We start from the raw sequence: 11,417 nt of genomic DNA on the forward strand, positions 1-11,417 counted from the left end.
AGATGGTCAGTCTACCGTCGGTCTTCCCGCACGGAGGCTAGCGCTTTGGTTTTGGCCTCTTTGATGTGGGCGATGATAACATCGAGATTGTAGCCATCCAAGGCGCGGGCAAATACGAAGGGGCCGTCGCCGCGCATCTTCTTCGAGTCGCGCTCCATCACGCCCAGATCGGCGCGCACCAAGTGTGCAATATCTATCTTATTGATAACCAATAGATCGGCTTGCGTGATACCGGGGCCGCCTTTGCGCGGAATCTTGTCGCCGCCCGATACATCGATAACGTAGATGGAGTAATCAACCAACTCGCGGCTGAAGTGCGCGGCCAAGTTGTCACCGCCACTTTCCACGAACAGGAAGTCGAGCTTGCCGTTGAAGCGCTGCATCAGGCCTTCCAGGGCGTTCATGTTCAAGGATATATCTTCCCGGATAGCGGCGTGGGGGCAGCCGCCGGTTTCTACCCCTACAATGCGGTCTTCGGTGAGGGCGCTGTGGCGAATGAGAAAGTCGGCGTCTTCGCGGGTGAAGATATCGTTGGTGACTACGCCCAGCTCCAACTCGTGGCGCAGCCGTTCGCACAGGGCTTTCAGCAGCGCCGTTTTGCCCGTGCCCACCGGCCCACCAATGCCCACCGTGAAAGCTCGCTTGCGGAAGTTGCGGTAGGAGGGTAAGCGGCGCGTCTCCCGCTCGTTGTAGTCGCCCGGCGACTCATAGGCTTCGTGCGGGTTGTGACCGTGGAGCAATAGCGCGAGTTTATCAACAAAAGCCATAGGAAGTAGCGCGAAGCTCTGCTTCGCAGTTTGTTGGGATTAGAGAACGGCTGGCGTAAGCTTTGTTTGGCGGCGCGGCCGGTCGCGAAACGGAGCTTCGCGTTACATTTCCTAGTTCTGAAACAGCTTCGAATATATATCCTCGTGAAACATTTGCGTTACCTCCAGCAAAAAGCCAGAGCGTGTGGCTTGCTGGTAATAAACGGAGGTAGGCGCAGCCAGCAACTCCTCAAAAATAGCGTAGAAATCGTGCTGAAGCTGGTGGCCTTCCATCGGCCCCAGCACGCCCAGCCGGATAGCCGCGCTGATTTGGTCGCGCAGGGCCATGTGCAGGTAGGCCGTTCGTGCTTCGTCCAGCCCAAACCCCACCCGCTGCAACGACAGCGCAAACGCTGGCACAAAATGCAGCGGCAACTCTTGCTCCGCAGCCCGGACGCTAATACCAGACAAGCCCATTGCCGGGTAAAACGACGCCAGCAGCCGCAGCCAGTTGCTGGCCTGCACCAAACTAGCGCGGTGCAATGGCGGCACCAGCAATTGAGCGTCGTACTCGATCAGTAGGTTACGTAGCTCGTCAGTGCCTTCAGCCAAGTGGAAGCAAGAGTTGATAAACGGAAACTCCAAGTTGACGACCTGTTGCAGAAACGAATACAAGTAATTGCGCAACGCACCCGGACTCGGCAGCAGCCCAAACGTAGCACTGCTCTCCAAGCCATAAGAGTAGGCAAAAGAGCCCGTCGGCAAGGCCGAATCGGTGAGGTGAAGCAGGCGGGCTAGGTGGGGCATGGGGCGCTTACCCCACCCCCCGGCCCCCTCCCCTCGGGGAGAGGGGGAGCCACACGATGAAGTGTTGAATGCTGAGTGTTAAATGTTGAATGCCGTTTAATAGCCATTCAACATTCCTAATTCCTTTTGGCTCTTCCTCTCCCCGAGGGGAGGGGGCCGGGGGGTGGGGTACCCGTTAGAACAGGTTATACAACTGCCCCAGCGGCAGCTTCGTAGCCGGCTCACACGTCAGGTGCACGCCATCAACGGTCACCTTATACGTCTCCGGGTCTACCTCGATATTCGGCAGGTAGTCGTTCAGGGCCATGTCGTGCTTCGTGACGGTGCGGCAGCCGCTCACGGGCACCACGCGCTTCTGCAAGCCGTAGGTGGCCGCCACGTGCTCGGCCGAGGCCTGCGACACAAACACCACCGACGACTGGCCCACGGCCCCACCCAGCGCCCCGAACATCGGCCGCGAAAAGGAGGGCTGCGGAGTAGGAATAGAGGCGTTGGCATCGCCCATCTGGTTCTGTACAATGATGCCGCCCTTGATGATGGTTTCGGGGCGGGAGCCGAACAGGGCGGGTTTCCAGAGTACCAAGTCGGCCAGCTTGCCTACCTCCACGGAGCCAATTTCGTCGGCGAAACCGTGGGCGCGGGCGGGGTTGATGGTGTACTTGGCCACGTAGCGCCGGGCGCGGAAATTGTCGTGGCGGCCGGGGGCGTCTTCGGGGAGGGAGCCGCGTTGCTGCTTCATTTTGTGGGCCGTTTGCCAGGTGCGCGTAATCACTTCGCCTACCCGACCCATGGCCTGCGAGTCGCTGCTGATGATGCTGAGGGCGCCCATATCGTGCAGAATATCCTCTGCGGCAATGGTTTCGTTGCGGATGCGACTTTCGGCAAAGGCCACGTCCTCCGGGATGTTGCGGTCCAAGTGATGGCACACCATCAGCATATCCAGGTGCTCGTCGATGGTATTCACGGTGTAAGGCCGGGTAGGATTGGTGCTCGACGGAATCACGTTCGGCTCCCCGCAAATCTTGATGATGTCGGGAGCGTGGCCACCGCCCGCGCCCTCGGTGTGGTAGCTGTGGATGGTGCGCCCCTTGAACGCGCCCACCGAGTTTTCCACGAAGCCGCTCTCGTTCAGCGTGTCTGTGTGGATGCACACCTGCACGTCGTATTCCTCGGCCACCGAGAGGCATTGGTCGATGGCGGCGGGGGTAGTGCCCCAGTCCTCGTGCAGCTTGAAGCCCAACGCCCCGGCCTCAATCTGCTCGCGCAGCCCTTCGGGTTTGGACGAGTTGCCCTTACCCAGAAACCCGAAGTTGAGCGGGTAGGCTTCCGTCGCCTTCAGCATCATCTCGATGTAGAACGCGCCGGGCGTGCAGGTGGTGGCCGTGGTGCCCGCCGCCGGACCGGTGCCGCCGCCTACCATCGTGGTCAGGCCCGAGGCCAGCGCCTCCGGAATCTGCTGGGGGCTGATGAAATGAATGTGGCAGTCTATGCCGCCAGCCGTAAGGATTTTGCCCTCGCCGGCCACCACCTCCGTCGTCACGCCCACGGTCATGCCGGGCGTCACGTTGGGCATAATGTGGGGGTTACCAGCCTTGCCGATACCCACAATCCGGCCGTTTTTGATGCCGATATCGGCCTTGTAGATGCCGGTGTAGTCCAGCACTAGGGCGTTGGTGATGAGCAGATCCAGCGCCTCGGCCTGCGGAATGCCAGCGGCCTGGCCCATGCCGTCGCGCAGCACCTTGCCGCCGCCAAACTTGCATTCCTCGCCGTAGGTGCAGTAGTCTTTCTCAACCTCAATCAGCAAATCGGTGTCGCCCAGGCGCACCCGGTCGCCGGTGGTGGGTCCATACATGTCGGCGTACGCGCGCCGGGAGAGGGGGTAGGACATGGGGGATCAAGCTTTTTAGATGTAATGTTTATTTTTCAGATGAAACATAATAATGATGGGTTCCTGTTATGCCATCTATTGAAAGAGAGTCTTTATTACTTTGGATTATTTTATACTGAATTATGTTCGTACCGGTGTTTTTAGGTATAGTTGAATAAATAAATCTATGCTCTGGTGATAGATGCAATATCTTGAATGTATCTGTTGCGGTATTATTTTTATCAATTTTACCAATAATCAATTTTGTGTTATTTGGCAATGTATAGCCAAATGATATTGTTGTTGAGTATGTGTTTCCTGTTTGTAATGTATCTTTTCTATCATTAAATATAGGAATGATAGTGTCACTGCTTTTTGTGCCTTTTTTATCATATCCTATAACTCTTATAACTTCTCCCTTTTTACTGATAATCTGTTTTTCTGAAATTATACCCTGATTATAAAAAATAATATAATCTATAATAGTGTCATTTTGATAAATATATTTTTTTGTTATTTTACCCTTATTATCAAACTCTTTCCATGATCCGTCAGCTAAGTTGTTTTTCATATGTCCGATTCTCAATAATTTTTCTTCTTGGTCGTAGTCTTCAAAAAAGCCATTTTGTAAGCCATTTTTCCATATAGATTTTGATTTTAAATTTCCGTTTGAATAATACGATTCAATTAATCCGTTGGGTTTATTGTTTAATAAATTTATCTTGTGTTGTATTTTGCCATTTTTATGATAAGTATATTTTACTGATTTTTTATCACAACAAACAATAATTACGATACAACATAATATTATAACATATTTATATAGTGAGTACATATTTCTCAATAGTCTTTGCGTTACGCATCCTTTATTACACATGCGTAAACATTAAGTCAATTTCCCCAACGCCCTACCCTTATTCTCCTCATCCACCTTCCCATCCGTCCACCCATTGCCGCCATATACAATCCGTTCCCCGGCCAACGCTACTAGCGTCACGCGCTTCCGTTCGCCGGGCTCGAAGCGCACGGCGGTGCCGGCCGGGATGTTGAGGCGGTAGCCGAAAGCGGCAGCGCGGTCGAACTCCAGCGCGGCGTTGGTTTCGAAGAAGGGGTAGTGCGAGCCTACCTGCACGGGCCGGTCGCCTTGGTTGAGCACGTCTATTTCAATGGTGTCGCGGCCTTCGTTGAGGATGAGGTCGTCCTCGGCCAGCAGGTACTCGCCGGGCTGGGCGTTGATGACGGTATCGGGGCCGGCGAGGGTAGGGCGGCGGGTGAGGCCGGAACCATAGAGCGCCAGCTCTGGCGAACCATGCTCGCGGCAGATGGGGTAGTGCACCGTCACGAGCTTGGTACCGTCGGGGAAGGTGCCTTCGATTTGCACCTCGGGGAGCAGCTCGGCCACGCCGGGCAGCACATCGGCGTGGCCGAGGAGCTGCTTGCCTTTGTCCATGAGCACGGCCACGCTCTCGCCGTCGCGGATGAACTCTAGTAGCTGAGTAGCAAGTAGCGCTGTGGCTTCGGGGTAGTTCAGGCGCAGACCGCGGGCGTAGCGCTTCTGAGCCACGAAGCCGGCTTGGTGCAGCACCAGCTTATCAAGATCATTGGGGGCGAGGTGCATACGGTGAGGGGAGAAATGGTGAGATTGTGAAGTTGTGAAGTATTGTCATCCTGAGCGGAGCGAAGGACCTTCTCACGTTGGCACGAGTCGTTGAGACGTTAGTCGTCCGCACGTGAGAAGGTCCTTCGCGCTGCTCAGGATGACAAGAAAACTCAGGATGACAGGCAAGCGCAGGATGACAAGATACTGACGGATGGCAGCAAGCCAAACTATGTCAGCACGTTCGAATAGAACATCCACCCCCCATACCCAATACTCAGCAGCGACGTGGCGACGACCACCGAACTCGTGAGCACGCGGCTGATGCGCATGCGGGGCGTGAAGGGAATGTTCATAAGAGCTGCCGCGCCGAACATGCCAACCACCGAACCCAGCCCGAACAGCAGGATGTAGGCTAAGCTGTGGAGCGGGTCGCGCAGCTCGCTCATCACTAGCAGTACCAGCGCGCCGCTACCCGCTAGGCCGTGCAGTAGGCCGATAGCGTAGGCCAGTTGGTGACGGTTGCGCGTTACTAGACTCGGGAGGGTGTAGTTCTGTTTATTGAGTAGTCGGCCTACCCCCATCGTAATAAGAAGTACGCCCACGGCCGCCTCGAAGTAGCCACTGGATAGAAAGGTGACTTTGCCCAACAGCACCAAGCCGCCGAATACCACCAGCGTGGTGGTGTGGCCCAAGCCCCAATATAGCCCGTCTTTCACGGCGAGTAGGGTAGAGTCGCGGCGGGCTACGAGTTGGCTGACGGCTAGTAGGTGGTCGGGCTCGAAGGCGTGGCCGATACCGATGAGGAAGGCAAACAGAATGGGTAGGAAAGCCTGCATAGGCAATGGATGACTTGAAAATCTAGAGCTAGAGCGAGAAAGCTAGTTCCCCTCTTTTTTAAATGTCGCGCATCAAGCGAGTGTGGGTGCCCGCAGGGCGCGGTGGCGAAACCGTGAGAACGACAGCTAGAACTAGAAATGTAAGAACTAGAAAAACTAACTCTAGATGCCGTTCAACGACGTTTACCACTCCGCCCTACGGGCACCCCTCTTAAAAAAGGAGGGGAACTAGCTTTCTAGCCTCTGGGCAAGCACCTGGAGCCAAATATAGACAGGGCGACCATACAGCGGGAAAACCAGCACCGCCCCAACGGAGTATCTTTACCTATAAATCCGAATAGTCCCGGATGCATCCTCCCGTCACTCAACAGCTCTATGGCCTCGTTCCGTCAGAAACTCATGAAATTCCTGTACCCGCTGATTATGCGGCTGTCGAAATCGAGCAGCAAGGGGAAGGTGCTGACCAGTAAGCAACAAGGCGGCGCGCCGGTATCATTTTATAAGCTGGCGGGGCAGCGCAACAACGGTCAGGCCCTACCCTTCGAGGAACTGAAGGGCAAAAAGGTGTTGCTGGTGAATACGGCTTCCAACTGCGGTTTCACCAACCAGTACGAGGAACTGCAACAGCTCTCGGAGCAGTTTGCCGACGAGCTGGTGGTACTGGGCTTTCCGGCCAACGACTTCGCCGAGCAGGAAAAAGCCGACGATAAAGCCATTGAGCAGTTTTGCCAGATGAACTTTGGCGTATCGTTCCCCTTGATGAAGAAAAGCGTGGTGGTAAAAACAGCCGCGCAAAATCCTGTGTACCAATGGTTGAGCCAGGCCCAACAAAACGGCTGGAACGAGCAGGCGCCCGACTGGAATTTCTCAAAATACCTCGTCAGTGAAGACGGCCGCTTGCTAGGTTATTTTGGGCCGGCTGTATCACCGCTGAGCGACGACGTTACCGGTAGCATTCGGGGCTAGCGGCGTGGTGGGCCGACCGCGGTGGCCCACGCAAAACCGCGTATCTTTTGGCCCTTGCTTGTTCAGCTTCCCTACCTTAGTATATGAAGAATTTTTTCCTGGCTGGTGCAGCGGCCTGCCTCTTATTCAGCTGCTCGGAGCAAAACAAGAAACCGGCCGAAACGGCCGATGCCTCTACCTCTGTACCCAAACCGGCCAGCCTACGGGCGCTCTACAGTAATTACTGGGAGCAACAGTCGCGCTTTTTCCCGCTGGAGGCCACAGGCCAGGGCGACAACCGCTTCAACAACCGCCTACCCAACGACCAGACGCACGCCTTCCGCGACTCGCTGCGCACGTTCTACCAAACCTCCCTCGACCAGCTGCATTTGTTCCAGCGCGATTCGCTGGCCGAGAACGACAAAATCAGCTACGACATCTTTGAATACGAGATGCAGACCCGCCTCGGTGGGTTGAAATTAAACACCTGGCAGATGCCCTTTCAGCAGTTTTGGGGCCTACCCCTCACGATGGGCCAGCTGGGTGCGGGCACTGGTAACCAACCTTTCAAAACCGCCCAGGACTACGATAATTGGCTGGGCCGCACCAAGGGCTTTGCCGTGTGGGCCGACTCGGCCATTGCCAACTTCCGGGTAGGGATGCGCACGGGCGTGGTGCTGCCCCGGCCGCTGGTGGAGAAGATGATTCCGCAAATGCAGGCCTTTGTGGTGAGCGACCCCACCAAAAGCCTGTTTTTTGCGCCGGTGAAGCAGTTTCCGGCGGGCGTATCGGAGGTAGACCAGCAGCGGCTGGTAGACTCGTACAAGGCGGCTATTCTCACGCAGCTGGTGCCTACCTACCGCAAGCTGGCCGATTTTCTAAAAAACGAGTACCTGCCCGTATCCCGCACCACTACCGGCATTTCCGAAATTCCGAACGGTGCCGACACGTACCGCTACTACGTGAAGTACTGGACCACTACCGACAAAACGCCGGAGGAAATCTACCAGACTGGTCGCGCCGAGGTGAGCCGCATTCGGGGCGAGATGGAGGATATCAAGCGCAAAGTGGGCTTCAAAGGCGATTTGGCGGCTTTTTTTGAACATCTGAAAACCGACAAGCAATTCACGCCCTACCAGAACTCCGAACAGGTACTCGACGCTTTCCGGGGCATTCAGGCGCGCATCGAGCCCAACCTGAAAAAGATGTTCGGGCGCACGCCCAAAACGCCGTTCGAGATTCGGCAGACGGAGGCTTTTCGGGCTGAGTCGGCCTCGGCTGAATACAACCAGGGTAGCCCCGACGGCGCGCGGCCGGGCATTTTCTACATTCCGATTCTGAACGCTCGCGAGTTCAACATCACCTCGGGCATGGAGTCGCTGTTTCTGCACGAGGCCATTCCGGGCCACCACTATCAGATTTCGTTGCAACAGGAAAACGACAGCCTACCCAAGTTTCGGCGTTTTGCTTGGTACGGCGCCATGGGCGAGGGTTGGGCGCTCTACACCGAAAGCCTAGGCAAAGAGCTGGGCCTCTACACCGACCCCTACCAGCGCATGGGCGCCCTGGGCGACGAGATTCACCGCGCTATCCGGCTAGTGGTTGATGTGGGCATGCACACCAAGGGTATGACCCGCGAAGAAGCTATTCAATACATGATGGAAAACGAGGCCATCAGCGAGCAGGGCGCCACCGCCGAAATTGAGCGCTACATGGCCATTCCGGGCCAGGCGCTTTCTTATAAGGTAGGGGCGTTGAAAATTCAGGAGTTGCGCGCCAAGTACCAGAGTCTACTAGGCGCTACGCAGAAGCTGCGCGCCCGCAACCGCCGCGAGCAAACCAGCCATTTCAGCCTCAGCGCCTTCCACGATGAGTTGCTGAAAGACGGCGTGATGCCGCTCTCGGTGCTGGAGCGCAAAATGGACGCCTGGGCCGAAGACGAGCGGTAGGGTAGGGGTGAAGGAGTACAGCACGCCAACCAGAACATTATTCTGACCAATCAGAACGTCATGTTGAGCGAAGGCGTAGCCGTGGTCGAAACATGACGTTCTTTTTTAACCTTTCTACCCATGCCCCACATCACCGCCGCCGATATCGAATCGTACGAGAAGATCTACCGGCTCAACCTCATCAATGCCATTACGGGCTACAAGCCCGCCAACCTCATTGGTACGGCCTCGCCCGATGGGCAGACCAACTTGGCTATTTTCAGCTCGGTGGTGCATTTGGGCTCCAACCCACCGCTACTGGGTATGGTGACGCGCCCTACCTCGGTGCCGCGCCATACCTATTCTAATATTCAGGATACGGGCTGCTACACCATCAACCACGTGCCGGCCGCCTACGTGGCGCAGGCGCATTACACGTCGGCCAACTTCCCGGCCGAAGAATCGGAATTTGACGCGTGCGGATTTACGCCCCTGTACCGCGACGATTTTCCGGCGCCCTACGTGCAGGAAAGTCAGATTAGCATTGGCTTGCGCTTGCAGGAAGAAATCGAAATAAAAGCCAACGGCACGCGGTTACTGGTGGGGGCAGTAGAGCACATCTACCTGCCCAACGAGGTGCTACAGCCCGACGGCTCCTTGCACTTGGCCGCTGCCGCCGACATCTGCATTTCCGGCCTCGACGGCTACCACAGCGTGACGCCGCTGGCAGCCTTTGCCTACGCCCGCGCCGGGCAGGGCCCGCAGCCGAAAGAGAAGTAGCCACAATTCTTTGGGCAGGATATTCGTCCGGGTAAGAAGTTGCGCCGTTAAAGAAGGTAGGAAATAACTCCCTCCATCTTTCTACTGAATCATGAAAAATAAATTCTGGCAAACGCTGGGGCTGGCTACCGTGGCTAGTATGCGCAGCATGTTGGCTCCAGCCTTGTTGAGCAAATCGTTGGTGAAGCACAACTCGCCTTACCTTGGCAATTCGCCCCTACGCTTCATGCAGTCTCCCATTACGGCCAATGTGCTGTCGGTACTGGCTGGGGCTGAGCTGATTGGCGACAAGCAGCCCGATGCCGCCGACCGCACTTCTGCCACTGTAATGCCCAGCCGGGCTGTAGCGGGTGCCTTGCTGGGCGCTACGTTGTACAAATCACAACAGGGCAGTGCCCTCGTCGGTGCCCTGATTGGTAGCGTAGCAGCCGTAGCTACTAACTATGCAACCCTGGCTTTCCGCAAACAGCTCATCGAAAGCACTAATCAGCCCATTTTGGCTGGTATTATTGAAGATGGTATTGCTGTAACCAGTGGCTTAGCCATCCTGAAAGGCCGCAAAGGTACCAAGCTCACCAAGGCCGATAAGAAAGCCAACAAAGAAGCCAAGCAGGCCGCTAAGGCCAGGCAGATGGCTTAAAAACACTGTAATCTTACAGCAGAACGCCCCCCGGAACTGGTTCCGGGGGGCGTTCTGCTGTTATAGAAGAAAGCAGTTAGTTGCTGCCATTCATAGCGGGTGGGTTCTGACCACCGGGGGCGTCCATGGCGCCGTTGTTGCTGGTAGGTGGCGTGTCTTTGGTAGCTTGGTCGGCAGGCGAGTCCAGGCCTTGCGGCGTGGTTACGGTTTGCTCGGCATTCACGCTGTCAATATCGGTGTCGGTGGCGCGGGCTTCGGGGGCTTCTGCGAAGGTGCCTTCGCGCTGGGTTTCGTTGCCGGGGCCTTTGCTATAGTCGCAGGAAGAGAAAGACAAGGTAGCGGCTGCTAAGGCCGCGCTTAGGAAGAAAGAGCGTTTCATCGGGAGTTAGTCATGTAAGTGGAGTCAGAAAGGCTATACGTAAACTACCCACGAAACGGCCGGCTTAGCCAGTAGAATTGGCGGGCGCGTATCTTCGGCCAATGGCAATTTCGATAACCATGAGCTGGAGCGGGGGTAAAGATTCGGCCCTCGCGCTCTACCACCTGCTGCGCGATGGCCGCTATCAGGTAACTCACCTGCTCACCAACGTAAACGCGCACTACGGCCGCGTATCCATGCACGGCGTGCGTGTAGAATTGCTAGAGGCGCAAGCCCAACGCCTGGCCTTACCCCTACACCAGGTGCGCCTACCCGAGGCGCCCAGCATGGCCGAGTATGAGCACCAGACGCAAACGGCCTTGCAGGAATTGCAGGCGCAAGGCACGACGCACGTGGCGTTCGGGGATATTTTTCTGGAAGATTTGCGCGTCTACCGCGAGCAGCAGCTTACCCAGCTGGCTATGCAGGCACTGTTCCCGCTGTGGCAACGCCCTACCGCCGAGCTGCTCCACGAGTACCTGACGCTGGGCTTCCGGGCCGTGGTGGTGTGCGTAAACGAAGCCTACCTCGACCGCAGCTTCTGCGGCCGCCTACTTGATGCAGACTTCCTCCGCGACCTACCCGCCAGCGTAGACCCCTGCGGCGAAAACGGCGAGTACCACACCTTTCTCTTCGACGCGCCCTACTTTAAGCACCCCATTCCCTTTCAACGCGGCGACATCGTGCGCCGCACCTACCCCGCGCCGGTTGGCGAAGCGCCACTGAGTGCGTTTTGGTATTGTGATATTTTGTTGGGAGAGGAGTAAAGGGTGTCTCGTCCTAAAATAGGTTGACCATCAATTTCAGTCAGATGGAACACTTGTTTTTGTTTCGCAAGCAGGCGCAT

The 11,417-nt window shown here is 56.3% G+C and carries 12 protein-coding genes; 5 read left to right on the forward strand and 7 right to left on the reverse strand.

Annotated elements, in window-relative coordinates:
- Nucleotides 1–11 precede the first annotated feature (11 nt).
- The 6 genes from ureG to KYK14_RS13240 all read right to left on the reverse strand — a co-directional run bounded on the left by ureG (nt 12) and on the right by KYK14_RS13240 (nt 5,859).
- A complete protein-coding gene (ureG, locus tag KYK14_RS13215; protein ID WP_219159422.1) occupies nt 12–767 on the reverse strand; it encodes an urease accessory protein UreG in 756 nt (251 codons plus the stop codon).
- 111 nt (nt 768–878) lie between these two features.
- Entirely contained in the window at nt 879–1,553 is a 675-nt protein-coding gene (locus tag KYK14_RS13220) for an urease accessory protein UreF (RefSeq protein WP_219159424.1), read from the reverse strand.
- Between the two features lie 175 nt (nt 1,554–1,728).
- A complete protein-coding gene (gene ureC, locus KYK14_RS13225) occupies nt 1,729–3,444 on the reverse strand; it encodes an urease subunit alpha (protein ID WP_219159426.1) in 1,716 nt (571 codons plus the stop codon).
- Nucleotides 3,445–3,472: 28 nt separating this feature from the next.
- Nucleotides 3,473–4,258 (reverse strand): toxin-antitoxin system YwqK family antitoxin, encoded by a 786-nt coding sequence (locus KYK14_RS13230; RefSeq protein ID WP_219159429.1) that lies wholly within the window; start codon nt 4,256–4,258, stop codon nt 3,473–3,475.
- A gap of 51 nt (nt 4,259–4,309) precedes the next feature.
- A complete protein-coding gene (locus KYK14_RS13235; RefSeq protein ID WP_219159431.1) occupies nt 4,310–5,041 on the reverse strand; it encodes an urease subunit beta in 732 nt (243 codons plus the stop codon).
- 209 nt (nt 5,042–5,250) lie between these two features.
- Nucleotides 5,251–5,859, reverse strand: coding sequence for an urease accessory protein (locus KYK14_RS13240; protein ID WP_219159433.1), 609 nt, complete (start codon nt 5,857–5,859; stop codon nt 5,251–5,253).
- A 399-nt stretch (nt 5,860–6,258) separates the two neighbouring features.
- Between KYK14_RS13240 and KYK14_RS13245 the strand changes: the two genes are divergently transcribed.
- The 4 genes from KYK14_RS13245 (at nt 6,259) to KYK14_RS13260 (ending at nt 10,152) form a co-directional block, all read left to right on the forward strand.
- Entirely contained in the window at nt 6,259–6,825 is a 567-nt protein-coding gene (locus KYK14_RS13245) for a glutathione peroxidase (protein ID WP_246601834.1), read from the forward strand.
- Between the two features lie 83 nt (nt 6,826–6,908).
- Entirely contained in the window at nt 6,909–8,753 is a 1,845-nt protein-coding gene (locus tag KYK14_RS13250; protein ID WP_219159437.1) for a DUF885 domain-containing protein, read from the forward strand.
- A 120-nt stretch (nt 8,754–8,873) separates the two neighbouring features.
- Nucleotides 8,874–9,512 carry a flavin reductase family protein gene (locus KYK14_RS13255; protein ID WP_185280778.1) on the forward strand — a complete coding sequence of 213 codons (639 nt, stop codon included), beginning with the start codon at nt 8,874–8,876 and terminating at the stop codon, nt 9,510–9,512.
- Nucleotides 9,513–9,603: 91 nt separating this feature from the next.
- Nucleotides 9,604–10,152, forward strand: a complete 549-nt coding sequence (locus KYK14_RS13260; protein WP_185280777.1) for a DUF4126 family protein — start codon at nt 9,604–9,606, stop codon at nt 10,150–10,152.
- A gap of 76 nt (nt 10,153–10,228) precedes the next feature.
- Here the strand turns inward: KYK14_RS13260 and KYK14_RS13265 are convergent, their stop codons facing one another.
- Entirely contained in the window at nt 10,229–10,531 is a 303-nt protein-coding gene (locus KYK14_RS13265; protein ID WP_219159439.1) for a hypothetical protein, read from the reverse strand.
- Between the two features lie 101 nt (nt 10,532–10,632).
- On the opposite strand from KYK14_RS13265, the gene KYK14_RS13270 reads away from it, so the two are divergent.
- Nucleotides 10,633–11,337 carry a Dph6-related ATP pyrophosphatase gene (locus KYK14_RS13270; protein ID WP_246601835.1) on the forward strand — a complete coding sequence of 235 codons (705 nt, stop codon included), beginning with the start codon at nt 10,633–10,635 and terminating at the stop codon, nt 11,335–11,337.
- Nucleotides 11,338–11,417: the final 80 nt, after the last annotated feature.

The sequence above is a fragment of the Hymenobacter profundi genome (assembly GCF_019334315.1).
Lineage (GTDB): Bacteria > Bacteroidota > Bacteroidia > Cytophagales > Hymenobacteraceae > Hymenobacter > Hymenobacter profundi.

Bases quoted from the DNA above. Each gene is read 5' to 3' on its own strand.
- KYK14_RS13220 (WP_219159424.1), bottom strand. From the start codon at position 1,553: ATGCCCCACCTAGCCCGCCTGCTTCACCTCACCGATTCGGCCTTGCCG.
- KYK14_RS13260 (WP_185280777.1), top strand. From the start codon at position 9,604: ATGAAAAATAAATTCTGGCAAACGCTGGGGCTGGCTACCGTGGCTAGT.
- KYK14_RS13265 (WP_219159439.1), bottom strand. From the start codon at position 10,531: ATGAAACGCTCTTTCTTCCTAAGCGCGGCCTTAGCAGCCGCTACCTTG.
- ureG (WP_219159422.1), bottom strand. From the start codon at position 767: ATGGCTTTTGTTGATAAACTCGCGCTATTGCTCCACGGTCACAACCCG.
- KYK14_RS13235 (WP_219159431.1), bottom strand. From the start codon at position 5,041: ATGCACCTCGCCCCCAATGATCTTGATAAGCTGGTGCTGCACCAAGCC.
- KYK14_RS13255 (WP_185280778.1), top strand. From the start codon at position 8,874: ATGCCCCACATCACCGCCGCCGATATCGAATCGTACGAGAAGATCTAC.
- KYK14_RS13240 (WP_219159433.1), bottom strand. From the start codon at position 5,859: ATGCAGGCTTTCCTACCCATTCTGTTTGCCTTCCTCATCGGTATCGGC.
- KYK14_RS13245 (WP_246601834.1), top strand. From the start codon at position 6,259: ATGAAATTCCTGTACCCGCTGATTATGCGGCTGTCGAAATCGAGCAGC.
- KYK14_RS13270 (WP_246601835.1), top strand. From the start codon at position 10,633: ATGGCAATTTCGATAACCATGAGCTGGAGCGGGGGTAAAGATTCGGCC.
- KYK14_RS13250 (WP_219159437.1), top strand. From the start codon at position 6,909: ATGAAGAATTTTTTCCTGGCTGGTGCAGCGGCCTGCCTCTTATTCAGC.
- KYK14_RS13230 (WP_219159429.1), bottom strand. From the start codon at position 4,258: ATGTACTCACTATATAAATATGTTATAATATTATGTTGTATCGTAATT.
- ureC (WP_219159426.1), bottom strand. From the start codon at position 3,444: ATGTCCTACCCCCTCTCCCGGCGCGCGTACGCCGACATGTATGGACCC.